This is a genomic window from Pseudomonas sp. S34 (assembly GCF_009866745.1).
Taxonomy (GTDB): domain Bacteria; phylum Pseudomonadota; class Gammaproteobacteria; order Pseudomonadales; family Pseudomonadaceae; genus Aquipseudomonas; species Aquipseudomonas jessenii.
On record NZ_CP019398.1, the window covers coordinates 5412882 to 5434183 of the forward strand.

General features: G+C 59.5%; 21 protein-coding genes. 10 read left to right on the forward strand and 11 right to left on the reverse strand.

Features of this window, described 5'->3' with window-relative positions:
- Positions 1-66: 66 nt before the first annotated feature.
- The 3 genes from yjiA to PspS34_RS24215 all read right to left on the reverse strand — a co-directional run bounded on the left by yjiA (position 67) and on the right by PspS34_RS24215 (position 3480).
- Positions 67-1038, reverse strand: a complete 972-nt coding sequence (yjiA, locus tag PspS34_RS24205; RefSeq protein WP_154862160.1) for a GTPase — start codon at positions 1036-1038, stop codon at positions 67-69.
- A 162-nt stretch (positions 1039-1200) separates the two neighbouring features.
- The gene (locus tag PspS34_RS24210) at positions 1201-1398 is read right to left on the reverse strand and encodes a YbdD/YjiX family protein (protein ID WP_007895266.1); all 198 of its coding nucleotides are present in this window, start codon (positions 1396-1398) and stop codon (positions 1201-1203) included.
- Positions 1399-1413: 15 nt separating this feature from the next.
- Complete coding sequence (locus tag PspS34_RS24215) at positions 1414-3480, reverse strand: carbon starvation CstA family protein (protein WP_090451508.1); 2067 nt, start codon at positions 3478-3480, stop codon at positions 1414-1416.
- A 160-nt stretch (positions 3481-3640) separates the two neighbouring features.
- Between PspS34_RS24215 and PspS34_RS24220 the strand changes: the two genes are divergently transcribed.
- Positions 3641-4009, forward strand: a complete 369-nt coding sequence (locus PspS34_RS24220; RefSeq protein ID WP_154862159.1) for a PilZ domain-containing protein — start codon at positions 3641-3643, stop codon at positions 4007-4009.
- Positions 4010-4140: 131 nt separating this feature from the next.
- Here PspS34_RS24220 and radA read toward each other — a convergent pair whose 3' ends face one another.
- Positions 4141-5508 (reverse strand): DNA repair protein RadA, encoded by a 1368-nt coding sequence (gene radA / locus PspS34_RS24225; protein WP_154862158.1) that lies wholly within the window; start codon positions 5506-5508, stop codon positions 4141-4143.
- Positions 5509-6150: 642 nt separating this feature from the next.
- Between radA and mscL the strand changes: the two genes are divergently transcribed.
- A complete protein-coding gene (mscL, locus tag PspS34_RS24230) occupies positions 6151-6564 on the forward strand; it encodes a large-conductance mechanosensitive channel protein MscL (protein WP_150813502.1) in 414 nt (137 codons plus the stop codon).
- 208 nt (positions 6565-6772) lie between these two features.
- Here the strand turns inward: mscL and PspS34_RS24235 are convergent, their stop codons facing one another.
- Positions 6773-7549, reverse strand: a complete 777-nt coding sequence (locus PspS34_RS24235; RefSeq protein WP_154862157.1) for a ferredoxin--NADP reductase — start codon at positions 7547-7549, stop codon at positions 6773-6775.
- 306 nt (positions 7550-7855) lie between these two features.
- On the opposite strand from PspS34_RS24235, the gene PspS34_RS24240 reads away from it, so the two are divergent.
- Both PspS34_RS24240 and PspS34_RS24245 read left to right on the forward strand, forming a co-directional pair.
- Positions 7856-8569: an autoinducer binding domain-containing protein gene (locus tag PspS34_RS24240; RefSeq protein ID WP_154862156.1), complete on the forward strand. Its 714-nt coding sequence runs from the start codon at positions 7856-7858 to the stop codon at positions 8567-8569.
- Positions 8570-8744: 175 nt separating this feature from the next.
- Positions 8745-9869 (forward strand): methyltransferase, encoded by a 1125-nt coding sequence (locus PspS34_RS24245; protein ID WP_154947949.1) that lies wholly within the window; start codon positions 8745-8747, stop codon positions 9867-9869.
- Between the two features lie 65 nt (positions 9870-9934).
- Here the strand turns inward: PspS34_RS24245 and PspS34_RS24250 are convergent, their stop codons facing one another.
- From PspS34_RS24250 to PspS34_RS24260, 3 genes are all read right to left on the reverse strand, one after another.
- On the reverse strand, positions 9935-10102 hold the full coding sequence (locus tag PspS34_RS24250) for a DUF2474 domain-containing protein (RefSeq protein ID WP_015096916.1): 168 nt from the start codon (positions 10100-10102) through the stop codon (positions 9935-9937).
- Between the two features lie 86 nt (positions 10103-10188).
- Positions 10189-11196 (reverse strand): cytochrome d ubiquinol oxidase subunit II, encoded by a 1008-nt coding sequence (gene cydB, locus PspS34_RS24255; protein ID WP_056728750.1) that lies wholly within the window; start codon positions 11194-11196, stop codon positions 10189-10191.
- Positions 11197-11199: 3 nt separating this feature from the next.
- Complete coding sequence (locus PspS34_RS24260; RefSeq protein ID WP_154862154.1) at positions 11200-12636, reverse strand: cytochrome ubiquinol oxidase subunit I; 1437 nt, start codon at positions 12634-12636, stop codon at positions 11200-11202.
- Positions 12637-13122: 486 nt separating this feature from the next.
- On the opposite strand from PspS34_RS24260, the gene PspS34_RS24265 reads away from it, so the two are divergent.
- Complete coding sequence (locus PspS34_RS24265) at positions 13123-14373, forward strand: MFS transporter (RefSeq protein WP_154862153.1); 1251 nt, start codon at positions 13123-13125, stop codon at positions 14371-14373.
- Between the two features lie 6 nt (positions 14374-14379).
- Here PspS34_RS24265 and PspS34_RS24270 read toward each other — a convergent pair whose 3' ends face one another.
- Both PspS34_RS24270 and PspS34_RS24275 read right to left on the reverse strand, forming a co-directional pair.
- Positions 14380-14931, reverse strand: coding sequence for a DJ-1 family glyoxalase III (locus PspS34_RS24270; RefSeq protein ID WP_154862152.1), 552 nt, complete (start codon positions 14929-14931; stop codon positions 14380-14382).
- Between the two features lie 67 nt (positions 14932-14998).
- The gene (locus PspS34_RS24275; protein WP_159390342.1) at positions 14999-15445 is read right to left on the reverse strand and encodes a DUF4879 domain-containing protein; all 447 of its coding nucleotides are present in this window, start codon (positions 15443-15445) and stop codon (positions 14999-15001) included.
- A gap of 222 nt (positions 15446-15667) precedes the next feature.
- On the opposite strand from PspS34_RS24275, the gene PspS34_RS24280 reads away from it, so the two are divergent.
- The 5 genes from PspS34_RS24280 (at position 15668) to PspS34_RS24300 (ending at position 20505) form a co-directional block, all read left to right on the forward strand.
- Positions 15668-16963, forward strand: coding sequence for an NCS2 family permease (locus tag PspS34_RS24280; protein WP_154862151.1), 1296 nt, complete (start codon positions 15668-15670; stop codon positions 16961-16963).
- Positions 16960-18039, forward strand: a complete 1080-nt coding sequence (gene trmA / locus PspS34_RS24285; RefSeq protein ID WP_154862150.1) for a tRNA (uridine(54)-C5)-methyltransferase TrmA — start codon at positions 16960-16962, stop codon at positions 18037-18039. The genes PspS34_RS24280 and trmA overlap by 4 nt, the downstream gene beginning before the upstream one ends.
- A 113-nt stretch (positions 18040-18152) precedes the next feature.
- Entirely contained in the window at positions 18153-19064 is a 912-nt protein-coding gene (locus PspS34_RS24290) for a LysR family transcriptional regulator (protein ID WP_154862149.1), read from the forward strand.
- 140 nt (positions 19065-19204) lie between these two features.
- Positions 19205-19645 carry a type II 3-dehydroquinate dehydratase gene (gene aroQ, locus PspS34_RS24295; RefSeq protein ID WP_154862148.1) on the forward strand — a complete coding sequence of 147 codons (441 nt, stop codon included), beginning with the start codon at positions 19205-19207 and terminating at the stop codon, positions 19643-19645.
- Between the two features lie 5 nt (positions 19646-19650).
- A complete protein-coding gene (locus PspS34_RS24300) occupies positions 19651-20505 on the forward strand; it encodes a shikimate dehydrogenase (RefSeq protein ID WP_057716559.1) in 855 nt (284 codons plus the stop codon).
- Between the two features lie 36 nt (positions 20506-20541).
- Here the strand turns inward: PspS34_RS24300 and PspS34_RS24305 are convergent, their stop codons facing one another.
- Positions 20542-21219 carry a TetR family transcriptional regulator gene (locus PspS34_RS24305; protein WP_057713206.1) on the reverse strand — a complete coding sequence of 226 codons (678 nt, stop codon included), beginning with the start codon at positions 21217-21219 and terminating at the stop codon, positions 20542-20544.
- Positions 21220-21302: the final 83 nt, after the last annotated feature.

Sequence of the window (21302 nt, forward strand, 5' to 3'; positions counted from 1 at the left end):
GTTCAACCAGAAACCTGTGGGAGCCGGGCTTGCCCGCGATGGCGTCCTCACAGACGCCATAAAACTTCAGACCGCCGCCACCCGCGCAAATCCCTCGCGAATCTTTTCCTCCGGCAAGTCATCGGCAATGAACACGATCACGCTCTCGCGCACTTCGTCTTCAGCCCACTCGGTATCCCAGTCGAAACCATAAAGTTTCAGCACCCCCTGAAACACCATGCGCCGCGATTCGCCGAGGATGTTCAACACGCCTTTGTAGCGCAGCAACTGCTTGCCATGCTCCTCCAGCAACTCGTTCATGAACTCGCTGAGCTTGTCGATATCCAGCGCTTTTTCAGTGCGCAGCACCAGGCTGGAAATGCGGTCGATGGACGGGACCTGGCTGACCGGGCGCAAACTCACGCCGCCACCGAGGTCGGCGTTGAGGTTGAAGCCGCGCACGTCGAGCAATTCGGCCAGGTCGATCTTTCCATGGTCAACCACCCGGATCGGGGCGCGTCGGTTGATACGGGTCAGGCGCTCGCTCAACGCGGTGAATTTTGCTTCGTCCACCAGGTCACGCTTGCTCACCAGCAAGCGGTCGGCGAAACCGATCTGCGCCTGGGCGATGGTCTGGGTCAGGTGCAAGTCGGCATGTGCAGCGTCGACCAGGGTGATGATGCCGTCGAGGATATAGCGCTCGCGCAACTCTTCGTCGATGAAAAAGGTTTGTGCCACGGGCGCCGGGTCGGCCAGGCCGGTGCATTCGATCACCAGGCGGTCGAAGGCGATGTCGCCCTGGTCCAGACGCTCGAGCAACAGATAAAGCGCTTTGGTCAGGTCCGTGTGGATGGTGCAGCAAACGCAGCCGTTGGACAGTGTCATCACTTGTACCGGCTCATCGCCCAACAACTGGGTATCGATACCGGCATCGCTGAATTCATTCTCGATCACGGCGATTTTCAGGCCGTGCTCGGCCTTGAGCAGGTGACGCAACAAAGTGGTCTTGCCGGCGCCGAGGAAGCCGCTGAGGATTGTGACCGGGATGGGAGAGGACAAACTGGATCTCCTTTTTCACACAGTGAAAAAACAACACAAAACAAATGTGGGAGCGAGCTTACTCGCGATAGAGGCTTAACATTCAACATCACTGTTGATTGACAGTCCGCCATCGCGAGCAAGCTCGCTCCCACAGGTATGGCTGTTAATCCGACAACCGGATCAACAGCACTTCGGCCCACCCTTGCCACCGTAACGGGCTTCCTGACGCTCCCGAAAGAACATCTCATAGCTCATCACCGGTTTGTCCGGGTGCTTGGTCTGCATATGCTCGACGTAGTTGTCGTAGTCGGGCATGCCGACCATCAGGCGCGCGGCCTGACCGAGGTATTTACCGAGGCGACTCAAGTCATTGAACATGCTGCAATCCTCTGGTTACGCATCCGGCAGCGCCTGGAATGGCGATTCTTTGTCCGTACGTTCCTTTTTACCCCAGGCAGCAATGCCGACCTTGAGTGCATAGAACAGGATGCTGAATACCACGAACAGGAACAGCGCAGTCAGCGTTGCGTTGGTGTAGGCGTTGAAGATCACGTGCTGCATCTGGGTGATGTCCTTGGCCGGGGCGAGGATCTGGCCGTTGGCCAAGGCATCGCTGTATTTCTTCGCAAGGGCCAGAAAGCCGATCGCCGGGTTGGCGTCGAACAGCTTGATGAAGCCCGCCGTCGTGGTGCAGATCAACAGCCATACCGCCGGCAACATGGTGACCCAAACATAACGCTGGCGTTTCATCTTGATCAGTACCACGGTGCCGAGCATCAGCGCGATACCGGCCAGCATCTGGTTGGAGATACCGAACAGTGGCCACAGGGTATTGATGCCGCCCAATGGATCGATCACACCCTGGTACAGCAACCAGCCCCACATCGCCACGCAGCCGGCGGTGGCGATCAGGTTGGCGGTCCAGGATTCGGTGCGTTTGAGCGCCGGGACGAAGGAGCCGAGCAAGTCCTGGAGCATGAAGCGCCCGGCACGGGTACCGGCGTCGACTGCGGTGAGGATGAACAGCGCTTCGAACAGGATCGCGAAGTGGTACCAGAACGCCATGGTGTTCTCGCCCGGCAGAACACTGTGCAGGATCTGCGCGATCCCGACCGCCAGGGTCGGCGCACCACCGGCACGGGCCAGGATGGTGGTTTCACCAATGTCGTGGGCCACCGCTTGCAGTGCTTCCGGGGTAATCGCAAAGCCCCAGTTGCTGACGGCTGTCGCAACGGCCACCACATCACCGCCGACCACGGCCGCTGGGCTGTTCATGGCGAAGTACACGCCAGGCTCGATCACGGAAGCGGCAACCATGGCCATGATCGCCACGAACGATTCCATCAGCATGCCGCCGTAACCGATGTAGCGAGCGTTGGTTTCGTTATCCAGCAGCTTCGGCGTGGTGCCGGAGGAAATCAGCGCGTGGAAACCCGACACCGCGCCACAGGCGATAGTGATGAACAGGAACGGGAACAGACCGCCCTTCCATACCGGGCCGGTGCCGTCGACGAACTGGGTCAGGGCCGGCATTTTCAGCTCGGGCATGGTCACCAGGATGCCGATGGCCAGGGCAACGATGGTGCCGATTTTCAGGAAGGTAGACAGATAGTCACGAGGCGCCAGGATCAACCACACCGGCAATACCGCCGCCACAAAACCGTAACCGATCAGCATCCAGGTGATCTGGATACCGGTAAAGCTGAAGGCCTTGGCCCACACCGGATCCGCAGCGATCTGCCCGCCCAGCCAGATCGAGCCCAGCAGCAGCAATACGCCGATCACCGAGATTTCACCAATGCGACCCGGGCGGATGTAGCGCATGTAGATGCCCATGAACATCGCGATCGGAATGGTCGCCATCACCGTGAAAATGCCCCAAGGGCTTTCGGCCAGGGCCTTCACCACGATCAGCGCCAGCACCGCGAGGATGATGATCATGATCAGGAAGCAGCCGAACAGTGCGATGGTGCCGGGGATGCGGCCCATTTCTTCACGGACCATGTCGCCCAGGGAACGACCGTTGCGGCGGGTGGACATGAACAGGACCATGAAGTCCTGCACCGCACCGGCCAGCACCACGCCGGCGATCAGCCACAGCGTGCCGGGCAGGTAGCCCATCTGCGCCGCCAACACCGGGCCGACCAAAGGCCCCGCGCCGGCAATGGCCGCGAAGTGGTGACCAAAAAGAATGTGCTTGTTGGTCGGCACGTAGTCCAGGCCGTCATTGTTGAGCACAGCGGGAGTAGCCCGTCGCGCATCGAGTTGCATGACATTGTTAGCGATGAACAGACTGTAGTAGCGGTAGGCGACCAGATAGATGGCCACAGCAGCGACCACAATCCACAAGGCGTTGATTGCCTCGCCTCGGCGTAATGCCACGACACCCAGCGCACACGCACCTACGATTGCCAGCACCAGCCAAGGCAAATGGCGTAGCGGGCTATTATTATTTTTCATTTTATTATTCCAGCCAGAGTGGACAAGAAAGACAGCAATCCCGAGTTTAGCTCTCCTGACGGCAATGACCATAGCCCGACATTGGTCTGGACACCTGCACGTGCTGGCAGCCTTTGATCATGCGGGTCTATAGTCAGCGTACATTTCCGAGGATCGCGCCATGAGCGAGTACCCTGCCGAACGTCGCCGCTTCAAACGTATTGCGTTCGATGCCCGAACCGAGCTGAGTCAGGGGGAGTCCACTTGGCCGGTGAAGTTGATTGACCTGTCGCTCAAGGGCTTGCTGATTGAACGACCCGAACACTGGCAGGGCAATCCGCAGCAGGATTTTCTGGTCGACATTCATCTGAGCGAAGAGACCGACATCACCATGGATGTGCAACTGGCCCACGACGACCATGGCCAACTCGGCTTTGTCTGCCTGCACATCAGTCTGGAGTCCATCGAGCGCCTGCGGCGATTGATCGAGCTCAACCTGGGCGACCAGCAGGAGCTTGAGCGCGAACTGGGTGCCCTGATCGAAGTCTGACCGCCCGGCATCCATCCAGTGTGGGAGCGGGCTTGCTCGCGAAGAGGCCGTTACATTCAGCATCTCTGTTGACTGACACACCGCTTTCGCGAGCAAGCCCGCTCCCACAGGGTTTGTGTTTCCCCTGCAGATTACTCGAACAACGCGTCCAACGCCTGCTCCAGACGCGTGACGGCAATGATCCGCAACCCGGCCGGCGCCTCTTTCGGCGCATTGCCCTTGGGCACGATGGCCCGCTTGAAACCGTGTTTGGCGGCCTCCTTCAATCGCTCCTGACCGCTCGGCACCGGACGCACCTCACCGGAAAGCCCGACCTCACCGAACACCAGCAGATCGTGGGGCAACGGTCGGTTACGCAAACTGGACATCACCGCCGCCATCAACGCCAAGTCGGACGCCGTTTCCAGCACCTTGACCCCGCCGACCACGTTGAGAAACACGTCCTGATCGTGGGTCGGAATGCCACCGTGACGGTGCAGCACCGCCAGCAACATCGCCAGCCGGTTCTGATCCAGCCCCAGCGTAACCCGACGCGGATTGGCCAGGTGACTGTCGTCCACCAGCGCCTGTACCTCCACCAGCATCGGCCGCGTGCCTTCCCAGGTTGCCATCACCACGCTACCCGGGACTTCCTCCTGGGCGCGGGTCAGAAAAATCGCCGAGGGGTTGGAGACTTCCTTCAGGCCCTTATCGGTCATGCCGAACACACCCAGCTCATTGACCGCACCGAAACGGTTCTTCACCGCCCGCAGCAGACGCAGGCGCCCGTCGGACTCGCCTTCGAAATACAGCACGGTGTCGACCATGTGTTCCAGCACCCGAGGGCCAGCCAGCGCGCCTTCCTTAGTGACGTGGCCCACCAGGAAAATCGCCGTACCGCTCTGTTTGGCATAACGCACCAGCAAGGCTGCGCTCTCACGCACCTGTGACACACCGCCCGGTGCCGATTGCAGTTGCTCGGTAAAGATCGTCTGGATCGAGTCGATCACCATCACCTTGGGCTTTTCCTGTCGGGCCGTGGCAATGATGGCTTCGATGCAGGTTTCGGTCATGACCCGCAGCTGATCCTGGGGCAACCCCAGGCGCCGCGCACGCATGGCCACTTGCTGCTGGGATTCTTCACCGGTGACGTACAGCGCCGGCATGCTTTTGGCGAGGTTGCACAAGGTTTGCAACAGAATGGTCGACTTGCCGATGCCGGGGTCGCCACCGATCAGCACCACCGAGCCATCCACCAGACCACCACCCAGAACCCGGTCGAGCTCGCTGGAAGCGGTGGAGAAGCGCGGAATTTCTTCGACACTGACTTCGGCCAGGGTCTTGATTTGCGCCTGCTGGCCTGCCCAGCCGGTACGACCGCTGGGGGCGGCTGCCCCGCCGCTTTCCACCATGGTTTCGGTGAGCGTGTTCCAGGCTCCGCACTCACCGCACTGGCCGGCCCATTTGGGGAAGGTTGAGCCGCACTCGGTGCAGCCGTACATGCGCTTGGCCTTGGCCATCGGAACTCCCAGAAAAAAACGCGATGATAGCTCAGCTCAAGCGCGCGAGTACGGCCGGATACTTCGCTACCATTTTTATGATTACAAATACCCACATAAAAAATCAGGTATATTGATAAACACCCGCCAAACAAAACCTTGTATAAGTTTTTAGTCCAATATAATCAACAAGCTCTAAGAACATGCCGCCTGGACAACCTTAAAACTTATACAAACTTTATTCATTTGCACACTTAATGCACAACTCTGAAACACTCACACAGAGCACAGTGATTAATTCAGGGAAGCACGCTACTTGTTAGCCTCCCCAAACTAACGAAACAGTTAATATCGCTACAACTGCAATCAATTTCAATACCGCCCCTGACCACTGACTACCCGATTAACTTTAACGTCTCGCTTCAGGGATGGCCTCCCTCAACCTTGGTTTGCTCACACAAACGAAACCATATCGCTGAAAAAACATCACATGCAAAACACCGCGCAAGGCCCGGCCGCCCACAGATGAGATCAATCGGTGAATTTTTTTACACCACCCGGTGTCGATTGCTGGCAAGCACGGCAGGCAGTTGATTCAAGCAGAATGCGATTTGCTGATTTACACTGCGTTCATCAACCTCATCTGTAACAAGGAAATAACCTATGGGCGTGCTAAATGAGTTCAAGGCCTTCGCGGTCAAAGGCAACGTGGTCGACATGGCCGTCGGCATCATCATCGGTGCGGCCTTCGGCAAGATCGTTACCTCGTTTGTCGGTGACCTGGTCATGCCGCCAATCGGGATGCTGATCGGTGGCGTGGACTTCAGTGATCTGGTCATAACGCTCAAGGCAGCGGAGGGCGAGATTCCGGCGGTGGTGCTCGCCTATGGCAAATTCATCCAGACCATCATCGACTTCGTCATCGTCGCTCTCGCGATCTTCATGGGCGTCAAGGTCATCAACCGCCTGAAGCGCGAAGAGGCCGTGGCCCCTAGCCTGCCGCCGGTTCCAACCAAGGAAGAAGAGTTGCTGGGCGAGATCCGCGACTTGCTCAAGGCCCAGAACAACCGGCCTTGACGGCATTAGCAAAAAAACAGCGCCTTCGAGGCGAATGCCAGTCAGTTAAGCGTTTAAGCACCGTAAACCTTGTGGGAGCGAGCTTGCTCGCGATGACGGTTGGACAGTCACACAAGGGGTGACTGACGGTCCGCTATCGCGAGCAAGCTCGCTCCCACAATGTCCGGGGCTTAACTGACAGGCATTGCGCCTTCGAGGCGCCTTTTTTTTACCAGAAATTTTCCACCGCCACCTGACCAGGTCGCCGGCTGAGGCTCAAGTGCATGTCCCGCTGTTTAAGCAGCTTGCGCGTATCATCGATCATCTGCGGATTGCCGCACAGCATGACCCGTGAATGCTCAGGCGTCAGCGCAACACCCGCGACCCGCTCCAGTTCGCCGTTTTCAATCAGCGTGGTGATCCGCCCGTTCAATGAGCCGGGATGCTGCTCACGAGTGACCGTGGTGATCAATTGCAGTTTATGGGCGTACTCCGCCAGATAATCACGCTTCGCCAGCCCTGCGATCAGCTCCTGATACGCCAGTTCCCGGGCTTCGCGAACGCTGTAGACCAGAATGATCCGCTCGAATCGCTCCCAGACTTCGAAATCCTGGAGTATCGACAGGAACGGCGCGATACCCGTGCCTGTGGATAACAACCACAGATCACGCCCATCGACAAACCGGTCCAGCGTCAGATAACCGAAGGCCTGGCGGTCGACCAGCAATGCATCGCCAACACCCAGTCGGCTCAGCTCGCTGGTGAACTCACCGCCCGGTACGACAATGGAAAAGAACTCGAGGAACTCGTCAAAGGGCGAGGACACCATGGAATAGGCGCGCCATACCGTGCTGCCGTCAGCCTTGGTGACGCCCAACCGGGCAAACTGCCCCGCCCGAAAACGAAACCCTGCATCCCGGGTGGCACGCAAGGTAAACAGGCTCTGGGTCAGCGGATGAACCTCAAGCAAGGTCTGACGGGTAAATTTTTCTTCACTGACGGACATGGAAGGCTCCAATCGAAAGATACCCCAGTGTCCCGCAAAGAAAGCAGCGTAACCACCGACAGTTTGTAGTGACATTAATCTGCACTAGTGACTGCTTACCAAATGTGGCGCACACCCATCATTATAAAATGACATATGGCATTTTATATCCCATCGATTGCCTAAGAACCTGAAATACACTTTTCCAACAGTTAAAAGAGCAAAATTGTCGCACCATCACCGTAGGAATTATCCTACACTTCGTGACGTGCCGAATCTTGGATCCAAGATCGCTCCCAGAAGAAACGGTGATGGAGAGACCCTTGTATGGAAATCTGGAAGGAGTCACAACTCAAGCAATTGTCACACACGCAAGAGATCAAAACCGCCTATCGAATCGCGCTCAACTTCGCTAGAAACCTTGGATATAAATTTTGTGGCTTTTCAATTACTTCGAACTCAGTCGGAGTCAATACCAGTGCGGTGAACCTGAATAACTTCCCCCATGAGTGGAACACTCAATATGAAAAAAACAACGCCACGCAAATAGATCCGATAGTGGCGCATTGCAATCATTCAACGCTGCCGGTTCTCTGGAGCGAAGAGCTTTTTTCCAGGACGCCATGGCTATGGCAGTTGCTGCAGCAACACGGTTTGCAGCATGGCTGGTCCCAGGCGATCTTTGATGAGGAAACCGGTCAACGCAGTATTCTCAGCCTGGCCAGAAGCCACTGCCCGATTTCAGCCTATGAGCTGTACGAGCATCTTGGATTCTCGGTGTTCATCAGCCGCCATTTGCACGCGCTGGCGCTCGGGATGCAACCGAAAAAACCGGCTCGCCCCCAGCCCCCCCCATTGTCACGGCGGGAACTCGAAGTATTGAAACTGTCAGCCGATGGCAAGACGGCCTATGAAATTGCCAGGATCCTCAGTTTGAGTGAACGCACAATCAACTTTCATGTGCAGAGGGCTATCGAGAAGCTCGGCGTCAACAACAAGATTGCGGCCGTCATTGCCGCGGCCCGGTCCGGAGCCATCTGAAAGCGCCCGGCTGCGGGAAAACCTGCGAGTAATCCAGACAAAAAAAACGTACCATTTACGGTCCCTCCTGAGTGATGGTGTGTAGACCTTCACGTCGCATTACACTCGGACGGCTCCGCCCGCTCCAACGCCTTCGGGCAGCGGGACATCCGTTGATTACCCAGAGCCCCGCCCCATGCCTTTGCTCGAAACACCCTTCGCCAGCCTCGACCTGATCCGCCAGCCCGAACAGCAGAATGAACCGCTGCAAGCTTTCGATGCGGCCGATGAATACCTGCTCAATCATCTGGCCGAACAGCAACCGGCGTCGGACACCCGGGTATTGGTGCTCAATGACAGTTTCGGCGCGTTGGCGGCCAGCCTGGCGGGCAAGGTGCGGGTGGTCAGCAGCGGTGATTCGTTCCTGGCTTTCCAGGGTCTGGAAAAGAACCTGGTGCGCAACGGCCTGGCCTTTGATGTCGTGCCGAGCGTACCCGCCAGTGAAACCCCTGCCGGGCCGTTCGACTGTGTGCTGATCCGTGTACCGAAAACCCTGGCCCTGCTGGAAGAACAACTGATCCGCCTGCAAGGTCAACTGGCACCTGGCGCCCAAGTGGTTGCCGCAGCCATGATCAAGCATCTGCCCCGGGCGGCGGGCGACTTGCTGGAGCGTTACATCGGCCCCGTGCAAGCCTCGTTGGCGGTGAAGAAGGCGCGGCTATTGATTGCCACCGCTGAAGACAAAACCCCAGCGGTGTCGCCTTACCCAACGCGATACAGACTCGACGAACCGGCCATCGAACTGCTCAACCACGCCAATGTGTTTTGCCGCGAAGGCCTGGACATCGGCACGCGGGCGTTTTTGCCACACCTGCCGAAAAACCTCGGTTCGGCGCGGGTCGCCGATCTCGGTTGCGGCAACGGCGTCCTGGCCATCGCCAGCGCCCTGCAAAACCCCGAGGCCCACTACACACTGGTGGACGAGTCGTACATGGCCGTGCAATCGGCCGCCGAAAACTGGCGCGCAGCGTTGGGCGAACGGGAAATGATCGTGCGTGCCGGCGATGGCCTGGCCGGCCAGGAACCGCAATCGCTTGACGTCGTGCTGTGCAATCCACCGTTTCACCAGCAACAGGTGGTGGGCGACTTTCTGGCCTGGCGGATGTTCCAGCAGGCGCGCGAAGCGCTGGTGGTAGGCGGCGCACTGTACATTGTCGGCAATCGTCACTTGGGTTACCACAGCAAGCTGGCGCGATTGTTTCGGGGTGTGGAGCAAGTGGCGGCCAATCCGAAGTTCGTGATCCTCAAGGCGCGCAAGTAACAGGCAAAAAAAACCCTCCGGCAGGAGGGTCGTAAATCCGTGCCTCGAGGCCACGGGAGAGATATTCAGTGCGTGGTCAGGCCGGCCGCGTTCATGAACAGACGCATCAGGCTGGCGACGATGAACAAGGCGCCCACGCTGCCGACCCAGATCAGGGCCAACCAGCCGAGCCGCTGCCACAGCGGCTTTTTTTCGGCTTCTTCAATGTCGTGCAGGGAATGTTTGCCGTTCATTGATAAATCCTCCGATGTAGATCAATGGCGTCTGTCAGGACGCCATCGCGAGCAAGCTCGCTCCCACAGATTCGTTGTGCAGCAGACTAGTGGTAACCATCTTCATGGGTGACCTTGCCGCGGAACACGTAGTAGCTCCAGAAGGTGTAGCCCAGGATGAACGGGATGATGAACAGCGTGCCCACCAGCATGAAGCCCTGGCTTTGCGGCGGCGCGGCGGCGTCCCAGATCGAGATCGACGGCGGGATGATGTTCGGCCACAGACTGATGCCCAACCCGCTGTAACCGAGGAAGATCAGCACCAGAGTCAGCAGGAACGGCGTGTAATGCGCGTTGCGGGCCACGGCGCGGATCAGTCCGTACATCGTCACCAGTACCAGGATCGGCACCGGCATGAACCAGAACAGATTCGGCATGGTGAACCAGCGTGCGGCGATATCCGTGTGGGCCAACGGGGTCCAGATGCTGACAATGCCGATCACCGCCAGCAGCACGAAGGCCAATGGCCGTGCCAGGTCATGCATCTGCTCCTGCAACTTGCCTTCGGTCTTCATGATGAGCCAGGTGCAACCGAGCAAGGCATACGCCACGACCAGCGCCGCACCACAGAACATCGTGAACGGTGTCAGCCAGTCCAGTGAACCACCGGCGAACTGCCGATTGACCACAGGCAGCCCGTCGATGAACGCGCCAAGCGCAACGCCCTGGAAGAACGTCGCAGTGACCGAGCCACCGATGAACGCCTTGTCCCACAGATGGCGCTTGTCGTCCCTGGCCTTGAAGCGAAACTCGAAGGCCACGCCGCGGAAGATCAACCCGATCAACATCAGGATCAGCGGCAGGTACAACGCCGAGAGCACCACCGAATAGGCCAACGGAAACGCGCCGAACAACGCCGCGCCACCCAACACCAGCCAGGTCTCGTTGCCGTCCCAGACCGGGGCGACGGTGTTCATCATCACATCGCGATCGGTCTTGCCCGGAATGAACGGGAAGAGAATCCCGATGCCCAGGTCGAAACCGTCCATGACCACGTACATCATGATGCCGAAGATGATGATCACGGCCCAGATCAGCGGAAGATCAATACCCATGATTCAAATCTCCTTGGTCAGGCTTTGGCCGGCATCGGCGTGATCGTCGTCGGCGGCGGACAGCGGCCGGGCCGGTGTGCGCTTCTGGCCGGGGCCACCGTCGTTGGTTTCCTTGCCTTCGTCGATCTTCGGCCCCTTGCGCACCAGGCGCATCATGTAGCCAAGACCGGCGCCAAACAGCGCGAAATAAACCACGACAAACAGGATCAGGGTGATGCTCATCTGCATGAAGCTATGGTTGGACGACGCATCCGCCGTACGCATCAGACCATAGACCACCCAAGGCTGACGGCCGATTTCCGTGGTGAACCAGCCGGCGAGAATCGCGATCAGGCCGGACGGCCCCATCCACAGCGCCAGGTACAGGAACGGCCGCGAGGTGTAGAGGGCGTCGCGCTTGCGCAGCCACAGGCTCCACAATCCGGTGAAGATCATCAGCAAGCCCAGCCCCACCATGATCCGGAACGACCAGAACACGATGGTCGAATTCGGCCGGTCTTCAGGCGGGAACTCCTTGAGCGCCGGCACCTGTTTATCCAGGGAGTGCGTGAGAATCAGGCTACCCAGGTACGGGATTTCGACAGCGAATTTGGTCTTCTCCTCCTTCATGTCCGGCCAGCCGAACAGGATCAGCGGCGTCGCCTCGTCGCCCTTGTTTTCCCAGTGGCCTTCGATGGCGGCGATTTTCGCCGGCTGATGCTTGAGCGTATTGAGACCGTGGAAGTCGCCGATGACCGCCTGGATCGGCGCCACGATCAACGCCATCCACATGGCCATCGAGAGCATTTTGCGGATCGCCGGGTTGTCCTTGCCGCGCAGCAAATGCCAGGCCGCGGAGGAGCCGACGAAGAAGGCCGTGGCGACGAAGGCTGCCGTGGCCATGTGCATCAGGCGATACGGGAACGACGGGTTGAAGATAATCGCCAGCCAGTCGGTGGGTATGACCTGACCGTTGACGATCTCGAAGCCCTGCGGGGTTTGCATCCAGCTATTGGAGGCAAGAATCCAGAACGTGGAGATCAACGTACCGATGGCCACCATCACGGTGGCGAAGAAGTGCAGGCCACGCCCGACCTTGTTCCAGCCAAACAGCATGACACCGAGGAACCCGGCCTCGAGGAAGAACGCCGTGAGCACTTCATAGGTCAGCAACGGCCCGGTCACGGAACCGGCGAAGTCCGAGAAGCGGCTCCAGTTGGTGCCGAACTGATAGGCCATTACCAGCCCGGAAACCACCCCCATGCCGAAGTTGACGGCAAAGATCTTCGACCAGAAATGGTAGAGGTCGCGGTAGGTGTCGTTATGGGTTTTCAGCCACAGGCCTTCGAGTACCGCCAGGTAACTCGCCAGGCCGATGGTGATGGCCGGAAACAGGATGTGGAACGAGATGGTGAACGCGAACTGAATTCGGGCGAGATCAAGTGCCTCTAAACCGAACATAAGTCTTCCTCTGTCAGGTAGTACGGCTGCCGGCTGGAAGCCTGCACCCACGGCCCCCACGGATATGGAGTGTGGCGAATCTCTGTTTGTTCTTTTTTTGGCACGCATCACAACGCAGGGAGTCTGGCCTTGCGGCCGCCGGATCAATTCCTTTTGTGGGTTTTGATCTGGATCAATCAACGTTGAAAGAGTAGTCCCAATTTCGGGGATGAACCGCGTGGTCTTTTGCCGCGTGACAAGTTGCCTCACGGCCTTGGTCACGAGCTGAAATACATTTCCTGTGGGAGCGGGCTTGCTCGCGAAGGCGGAGTGTCAGACGACTTCAATGCCGGATGTGCCGCCCTCTTCGCGAGCAAGCCCGCTCCCACAGGGATTGGTAGTGCTACTGAAATCGATGTCTGGCTAACTAAATCTTTTGTCACGGCAACTTCCTGTTACAGGTTGGTGATAATCTCGCCACTCCCCTCTCCCCAGATCTTCGCGCAGATGCCCAGCCAAGAGCCCTTGTTGTTACGTCACCATCGCCCTTTTCTCGCGTTCTGGCTGGCCCGGGTATTTACCGCCAGCGGCTTCCAGATGCTCACCGTGGCCATCGGCTGGAACCTGTACCAACTGACCGGCAATGTGCTCGACCTGGGTCTGGTCGGCCTGGTCGAGTTCGCCCCGCGCGTACTGTTCATGCTGCACACAGGGCACGTCGCCGACCGTTATGACCGGCGCAAGGTCGCGGCGATCTGCCAGTCCCTCCAGGCATTGATCGCCCTGTCGCTGGCCATCGGCAGCGCCACCGACCATGTCACCCGGGAAATGATCTTTATCCTGGCCTTCCTGCTCGGTGCCGCTCGTTCCTTTGAAATGCCGACCACCCAGGCCCTGTTGCCCAGTATCGTGCCCAGCGCGTTGTTTCCCCGTGCAGTGGCCGCCGCACAATCGGCCCAGCAATCGGCAACCATCGTCGCTCCAGCCCTCGGCGGCTTGCTCTACGCCTTCGGCAGCGTCTGGGTGTATGGCCCGACGGTGCTTTTGTATGTCATCGCCTGTTCGCTGATGCTCAACCTGCCGGCCCGCCAAACCCCGCTGAACAAGGGCAAGGCCACGCTGGACTCACTGCTGGCGGGCATTCGCTTCATCCGCAGTCGTCCGGACATTCTCGGGGCGATCTCCCTCGATCTGTTTGCGGTGCTATTGGGTGGCGCCACAGCGCTGCTGCCGGTGTTCGCCAAGGACATTCTGCTGACCGGCCCGTGGGGGCTTGGCCTGCTGCGCTCGGCGCCGGCGGTAGGCGCGCTGCTGATGTCGCTGTTCCTGGCGCGGTTTGCCGTGGAACGCAACGTCGGACGGGTGATGTTCACGGCCGTGGGCATCTTCGGCGTGGCGACCATCGCCTTCGGCCTGTCGACCTCGTTCTGGTTTTCCCTGGCGGTGTTGGTGGTGTTGGGCGCGGCAGACATGATCAGCATGGTGATCCGCGCCTCGTTCGTTCAACTGGAAACCCCGGACGAAATGCGCGGCCGGGTCAGCGCCGTCAATGGACTGTTCATCGGTGCCTCGAACCAGTTGGGCGAATTCGAATCGGGACTGACTGCCCACTGGTTCGGCACCGTGCCAGCGGTGGTCATGGGCGGGATCGGCACTCTGGTGGTGACCGGGGTGTGGGTCAAACTGTTTCCGACACTGGCCAGCCGCGATCGCATGCATGTGGCTAAAGATGAAGAGAAAGAAGAGGTGAAGGTCTGACACTCTCTAAACGAGCAACTCCCCCGCCACTGCCATACGAGTGGCTTTACCGCAGAGTTGCTCCACCAGCGCCAGGGAAAATGCCAATGCGCCGGCCGAGCCCTGGGCGGTGATGCAATTGCCGTCGACCACCACCGGTTGATCGACGAAGGTACAGCCCAGCAGTTGATGGCTGGCCGAGGGCAGGCAGGTCATGCGCCGCTGACGCAATACGCCAAAGGCCTGCAGCGCCACGGCGGGCGCTTCGGCGATGCCGGCGAACAGGCGACCGGCTGCCGCCTGATCCTTGATCAATTGTTGCAGGGGTTGGTGGGCTGCCAGGTGCTGCGAACCCACCGCTCCACCGGGCAAGGCGATCAGGTCGAAGGGTTGCGCCAGCAAGTCCACCAGCATCGCATCGGACGTCAGGCGAGTGCCGCGGGCGCAGGTGAGCATGCGCCGCCCTTCGATACTGGCCACCACCACTTCTATTTTGGCGCGGCGCAGCACGTCGATCAGGGTCACGGTTTGCAGGTCGTCGGTGCCCTCGGCGAGGGCAATCAAGGCTCTAAAGGTCATCGGGTACTGTCCACGGAATGATCTTTTAAGCGTAGTCAGCTTTCTGACCCTTGTTCGATACGTGCGGTTACTGGATATAAAGCTGCGTCGACATCGTATTGCCGGGCGCGTTGATCGAGGTATTGCTGAAGGTCAGCGTGCCTTCCTGCTTGCCCGTCAGATCGAGGGCATACAAATAGCCGACGGTTTTTTCCCCGGGAGTGCAGCTGGTCAGGTTGCCGTTCTTGAACGCACAAACTGGTGTGCGGGTGCCATTCACTTCGAAACCGTCCAGGGCGACATGGGCCTCCCGCCCATAACCCACTTCCAGCACGTACACCATGATGTTCGGGCCAATGTGATCGCAGCGAGTCCGGGTTTGCCCTTCGTCGATGTTCTCGACACCACAGGACGGCGACGCGACTTTGAGTACTTTCAACTGCGTCAATGGCGGAGCCGAGGCCGCCACGGCCGTTTGCGCCCCGAGAAACAACGCCCCCCCTATTCCGAGGGCGGCAACCAGACGCTTTTTCATGCAGGACCCATCCACCCCAAAAAACCAGCGCGCAGTATGGCGCACTTGGCTTTGTCGCAAAACATCGACGACGATCACCGCCAAAGCAGCCATATTCCCAAGCTACTGGTATGATGCGCGGCTTTTTCCGGCCCACAGTAATTTCCAGGCGCGTTCTGCTGCCTGTGCTTTGCTGTTGAGGTCGATACATTCACGGCGCCCGGCGCGCCACGGGGAGCAGACATGCTGGAAAGGCTGTTTCAACTCAAGGCACACAACACCAACGTGCGGACCGAGATTCTGGCGGGCATCACGACCTTTTTGGCCATGGCCTACATTCTGTTCGTCAACCCGAGCATCCTCGGCGAGACCGGCATGGACAAGGGCGCAGTGTTTGTCGCCACCTGTCTGGCAGCTGCCATCGGCTCGACGACCATGGGCCTGATCGCCAACTACCCGATCGCCCTCGCACCGGGCATGGGCCTTAACGCCTTCTTCACCTACACCGTGGTCCTGCACATGGGCCACACCTGGCAAGTGGCGCTGGGTGCGGTGTTCATCTCGGCGGTGTGCTTCTTCCTGCTGTCGATCTTCCGCATCCGTGAATGGATCATCAACAGCATCCCGCTGCCGCTGCGCTCGGCGATTGCTGCCGGTATCGGCCTGTTCCTGGCACTGATCGCCCTGCACAACGCCGGCATCGTGGTCAGCAACCCGGCGACCATGGTCGGCCTCGGTGACCTGAAACAACCGGCCCCGATCCTCGCCACCCTCGGTTTTGCCCTGATCGTCGCCCTCGAAGCCCTTGCCGTGCGCGGCGCGGTGCTGATCGGCATTCTGGTGGTGACCATCATTTCCATCGTGATGGGCTTCACCCCATTCGGCGGCGTGATGTCGATGCCGCCATCGCTGGCCCCGACCTTCCTGCAACTGGACATCAAGGGTGCACTGGACATCGGTCTGGTCAGCGTGATCTTCGCCTTCCTGTTCGTCGATCTGTTCGACAACTCCGGCACCCTGATCGGTGTGGCCAAGCGCGCCGGTTTGATGCGCAAGGACGGCCACATGCCGAAAATGGGCCGCGCGCTGATCGCTGACAGCACTGCAGCCATGGCCGGTTCCCTGTTGGGCACCTCGACCACCACCAGTTACATCGAATCCGCCGCCGGCGTGAGTGCCGGTGGCCGCACCGGCCTGACTGCCATCGTGGTGGCGTTCCTGTTCCTGCTGGCGCTGTTCTTCTCGCCACTGGCCGCCAGCGTTCCGGCGTTCGCCACCGCACCGGCACTGCTGTTCGTCGCCGTGCTGATGACATCCGGCCTGGCCGAAATAGACTGGGACGACATTACCGTCGCCGCGCCGGTGGTGATCACCGCGCTGGCAATGCCGTTCACTTACTCCATCGCCAATGGCATCGCCTTCGGTTTCATTTCCTGGACCGCCATCAAGCTGATGTCCGGTCGTGGCCGTGAGCTGAACCCGGCGCTGGTGATCCTGTCGATTCTGTTCGTGATCAAGCTGGGTTGGTTCAACGCATGACTTTTGATTCCCAGGCCTACGCCGTTCAGCTCGAAGAAAAGGTCACGCGTCTGCGTGACCTGCTGGCCCCGTTCGATGCACCGGAGCCAGCCGTTTTCGATTCGCCGCTGAAAAACTTCCGCCTGCGCGCCGAGTTCCGCCTGTGGCGCGAGGCCGGCGAGCGTCACTACGCGATGTTTTCCCAGGAAGACAAACGCACGCCAATCCTGATCGAAGAGTTCCCGATTGCCAGCCTGCGCATCAACCAGTTGATGCCGCAACTGAAGGCAGCGTGGCAAGCCAGCGCGCCCCTGAGCCACAAGCTGTTCCAGGTGGAGTTCCTGACCACTCTGGCCGGCGACGCGATGATCACCCTGTGCTATCACCGCCCGCTGGACGAGCACTGGCATGCAGCGGCGTCGAAACTGGCGACGGACCTGAACGTCAGCATCATCGGCCGCTCCAAGGGCAAGCGCGAAGTCATCGGTCACGATTACGTGGTCGAGAAGCTGGAAGTCGGCGGCCGCACCTTCAGCTATCGCCAGCCTGAAGGCGCGTTCACCCAGCCCAACGGCACGGTGAACCAGAAGATGCTCAACTGGGCATACGATGCGCTCGGCGATCGCTCCGATGATTTGCTGGAGCTGTACTGCGGCAACGGCAACTTCACCCTGCCCCTCGCCACACGCGTGCGCAAGGTGCTGGCCACCGAAATCAGCAAGACCTCGGTCAACGCGGCCTTGAGCAATCTCAGCGAAAACGCGGTAGATAACGTCACCCTGGTGCGTTTGTCCGCCGAAGAGCTGACCGAAGCCCTGAACGAAGTGCGTCCGTTCCGCCGCCTGCACGGCATCGACCTCAAGAGCTACGAGTTCGGTAGCGTCTTTGTCGACCCGCCCCGCGCCGGCATGGACCCGGACACCTGCGAGCTGACGCGGCGCTTCGACAACATCCTGTATATCTCCTGCAACCCGGAGACCCTGGCAGCCAACATCGCCCAACTGCACGACACCCACCGCATCAGCCGATGCGCGATGTTCGACCAGTTCCCGTGGACCCATCACATGGAATCCGGGGTGATGCTGACCCGGCGTTGATGGCAAGCGCACCCACAAATAAGCCGTCCTCGTGACGGTTTTTTTGTATTCGTGCGCGCAAGACTGATAAATACTGGTCCAGTTTCTTCATCTGATCCCCGGTGTAATCAATCATGCAGCGACAATTCGACGATCTTCAGTTGGGCAGCATCGAGCTGTTTTGCCTGGCCGCCGAGGCCGGCAGTTTTACTGCCGCGGCGCTGGTGGCGGGTGTCACCCCCGCTGCCGTGAGCCGTTCGGTGTCGCGCATGGAAGAACGCCTTGGTGTGCGCCTGTTCGCGCGCACCACGCGTAGTGTGAAGCTGACCGACAGTGGTCGCCGTTACTACGAAGAATGTCGCCAGGCCCTTGCGCAACTGGTCGAGGCCCAGCGCGAGGTGATGGGCCAGCAGCAAGTGCCGTCCGGTGCGTTGCGCATCAGTATTCCGACCACCTACGCGCATCATCGAGTTCTGCCGCTGTTGCCCGAATTTCGGGCGCGCTATCCGGCGGTGAAGGTCGAGTCGCACATCAGTAATCGCAACATCGACTTCGTCGGCGAAGGCTACGACATGGCGATTCGCGTGCGAGCCATCCCGGATTCCGGCCTGATCGCCCGACCGTTGGAAGATGCCGCCCTGGTGATGATCGCCAGTCCTGATTACCTGAAACGGGCCGGCACTCCGCAAACCCTCGACGACCTCGAAAACCACGAATGCGTCCAGTACGAATTGCCCAGCAGCGGCCGACGCATTGCCTGGCTGTTCAACGATGAAGGCGTGCCCCGGGAGATTCTGGCCGAGGGCAACCTCAGTTGCTCCGACGATGTGCTGGGCGGTGTGACCCTGGCCAAACACGGGGCGGGGTTGTTTCAGACCTACCGGTTTATCGTTGAAAAGGAACTGGCCGACGGCTCGCTGGTGGAAGTGCTCAAGCCCTATGGCGGGCGATCGCGGCCGTTTACCTTGCTGTACCCGCAAAGTCGCCATGTACCGCTGCGCTTGAGGGCGTTCATTGATTTTCTGGTGGAGCATTTGCCGCGCTGAACAGCAAAAGTGTCCGATCACCGCCCACAAACAGCCGGCATACCTTCACTTCAATTGACCAAATTAACTAGTTAGTACAATTTATCTCCACAGGCTGAAACACTCGGCCGATTCCAAAAATAACAAGTGGAGAGATTCCAATGTCCCCTATCGTTCTGGTGCTCAACGGCCCGAACCTGAACCTGCTCGGCACCCGTGAACCGGCGACTTACGGCCACGAAACCCTGGCAGACATTTCGGCCCTGTGCGCACGCGCCGCCGAAGAGTTCGGCCTGGCGGTGGAGTTTCGCCAGACCAACCATGAAGGCGAATTGCTCGACTGGATTCACGCCGCCCGCGGTCGCTGCGCCGGGATCGTCATCAATCCTGCCGCGTGGACCCACACCTCGGTCGCCATCCGCGACGCCCTGGTCGCCAGCGAACTGCCGGTGATCGAAGTCCACCTGTCCAACGTGCACGCCCGCGAGCCGTTCCGCCACCATTCGTTCGTATCCGCCATTGCAACGGCGGTGATGACCGGTTTTGGCAGTCATGGCTATCGCCTGGCGCTGGAACACTTCAGTCATCGTTTGAAGGGGTGATCGCCGTGACTCAGAACCACGTGATACTGGCCGGGCTGATTGGCGCCGGCATCCAGGCGTCCCGCACACCGGCCATGCACGAGCATGAAGGCGATGCCCAGGGGCTGCGCTACCTGTATCGCCTGATTGATCTTGATCAGTTGAAGCTCGACAGCAACGCCCTGCCCGACCTGTTGATGGCTGCCGAGCGCATGAACTACACCGGGCTGAACATTACCTTTCCATGCAAGCAGGCAATCATCCCGCTGCTCGACGAACTTTCGCCGGAGGCCCGCGGTATCGGTGCGGTCAACACGGTGGTGCTCAAAGATGGCAAACGCATCGGCCACAACACCGATTGCCTGGGCTTTGCCGAGGGGTTTCGCCGGGGTTTGAAAGGCGTTGCCGTTGAACGTGTCGTACAGATGGGCGCCGGCGGCGCAGGTGCGGCGGTGGCCCACGCGTTGTTGAGCGAAGGCGTACAACAGCTGAGCATTTTTGACGTGGACATCCGCCGCGCCCAGGATCTGGCTGACAACCTCAATCAGCATTTCGGCGTCAGTCGGGCGGTGGCCGGGTATGACCTGCCCGATGCCATGGCACAGGCTGACGGCCTGGTGAACACCACGCCGATGGGCATGAAAAAACTGCCGGGCATGCCGGTGCCAGTGGAGCTGCTGCGAGCCGAATTGTGGGTGGCGGAGATCGTTTACTTCCCACTGGAAACCGAACTGCTGCGCAATGCCCGCGCCCTCGGTTGCCGGACGCTGGACGGCGGCAACATGGCGGTGTTTCAGGCGGTCAAAGCATTCGAGTTGTTCAGCGGCGTAGTCCCGGATGCCCAGCGGATGCTTGAGCACTTCCAGAGCATGAATGACTGAATGAGTGAAGTGAGGGGGCAACCCCCTCACCTCGCCTCAGGCTTGCAGGTACCGCAGAACCGACTCGCAAATCATCTCCCGATGACGCTGCTTGATACGTTCGTCCGGCAGGTCGATCTGAAAAATCTCACCAAAGGTGTGGCGGTTCGAGACGCGATAGAAGCAGAACGAACTGATCAGCAAATGCACGTCCAGCGGATCAAGCCCGGTACGGAACAGCCCCTGCTCGGCGCCGCGACGCAGAATCTCGCCCAGTGAATCGAGGATAGTGTTGTTCATCGCCTTGATCGCATCGGAGCGCTTCACGTACTCGGCGTTGTGAATGTTCTCGATACTGACGATGCGCACGAAATCGACGTTGCGATCATGGTGATCGAAGGTGAACTCCACCAGCCGCCGAATGGCTTCGACCGGCGCCAGCTCTGCCAGGTGCAGGCGATTTTCGGTGTTGCGGATATCGCCGTAGAGTTTCTCCAGCACCTCGACGTAGAGCTGTTCCTTACTGCCGAAGTAGTAATAGATCATGCGCTTGGAGGTGTGGATACGCTCGGCGATGGCATCGACGCGGGCACCGGAAAGCCCCTGCTGGACGAATTCGACAATCGCCTCCTGCAGGATGTTTTCGCGGGTCTTTTCCGGGTTGTTCTTGCGACTCTTGCGCGGCTCGGCACCAGGTTCTACGGAGGCTGCGGGGAGTTCTGAAGTCATTGTCATTGCGGGCTCACGGCCATCACTGCACAGGCTGGCGATTATGGGCTGCGCGGCACAGTGAAGGAAGCCGCGCGGCCCACGTTTAA

Bases quoted from the DNA above. Each gene is read 5' to 3' on its own strand.
- PspS34_RS24265 (WP_154862153.1), top strand. From the start codon at position 13,123: ATGCCCAGCCAAGAGCCCTTGTTGTTACGTCACCATCGCCCTTTTCTC.
- PspS34_RS24235 (WP_154862157.1), bottom strand. From the start codon at position 7,549: ATGTCCGTCAGTGAAGAAAAATTTACCCGTCAGACCTTGCTTGAGGTT.
- PspS34_RS24250 (WP_015096916.1), bottom strand. From the start codon at position 10,102: ATGAACGGCAAACATTCCCTGCACGACATTGAAGAAGCCGAAAAAAAG.
- PspS34_RS24280 (WP_154862151.1), top strand. From the start codon at position 15,668: ATGCTGGAAAGGCTGTTTCAACTCAAGGCACACAACACCAACGTGCGG.
- aroQ (WP_154862148.1), top strand. From the start codon at position 19,205: ATGTCCCCTATCGTTCTGGTGCTCAACGGCCCGAACCTGAACCTGCTC.
- PspS34_RS24215 (WP_090451508.1), bottom strand. From the start codon at position 3,480: ATGAAAAATAATAATAGCCCGCTACGCCATTTGCCTTGGCTGGTGCTG.
- PspS34_RS24290 (WP_154862149.1), top strand. From the start codon at position 18,153: ATGCAGCGACAATTCGACGATCTTCAGTTGGGCAGCATCGAGCTGTTT.
- PspS34_RS24270 (WP_154862152.1), bottom strand. From the start codon at position 14,931: ATGACCTTTAGAGCCTTGATTGCCCTCGCCGAGGGCACCGACGACCTG.
- PspS34_RS24275 (WP_159390342.1), bottom strand. From the start codon at position 15,445: ATGAAAAAGCGTCTGGTTGCCGCCCTCGGAATAGGGGGGGCGTTGTTT.
- PspS34_RS24210 (WP_007895266.1), bottom strand. From the start codon at position 1,398: ATGTTCAATGACTTGAGTCGCCTCGGTAAATACCTCGGTCAGGCCGCG.
- PspS34_RS24220 (WP_154862159.1), top strand. From the start codon at position 3,641: ATGAGCGAGTACCCTGCCGAACGTCGCCGCTTCAAACGTATTGCGTTC.
- PspS34_RS24260 (WP_154862154.1), bottom strand. From the start codon at position 12,636: ATGTTCGGTTTAGAGGCACTTGATCTCGCCCGAATTCAGTTCGCGTTC.
- PspS34_RS24305 (WP_057713206.1), bottom strand. From the start codon at position 21,219: ATGACAATGACTTCAGAACTCCCCGCAGCCTCCGTAGAACCTGGTGCC.
- trmA (WP_154862150.1), top strand. From the start codon at position 16,960: ATGACTTTTGATTCCCAGGCCTACGCCGTTCAGCTCGAAGAAAAGGTC.
- radA (WP_154862158.1), bottom strand. From the start codon at position 5,508: ATGGCCAAGGCCAAGCGCATGTACGGCTGCACCGAGTGCGGCTCAACC.
- mscL (WP_150813502.1), top strand. From the start codon at position 6,151: ATGGGCGTGCTAAATGAGTTCAAGGCCTTCGCGGTCAAAGGCAACGTG.
- PspS34_RS24240 (WP_154862156.1), top strand. From the start codon at position 7,856: ATGGAAATCTGGAAGGAGTCACAACTCAAGCAATTGTCACACACGCAA.
- cydB (WP_056728750.1), bottom strand. From the start codon at position 11,196: ATGGGTATTGATCTTCCGCTGATCTGGGCCGTGATCATCATCTTCGGC.
- PspS34_RS24245 (WP_154947949.1), top strand. From the start codon at position 8,745: ATGCCTTTGCTCGAAACACCCTTCGCCAGCCTCGACCTGATCCGCCAG.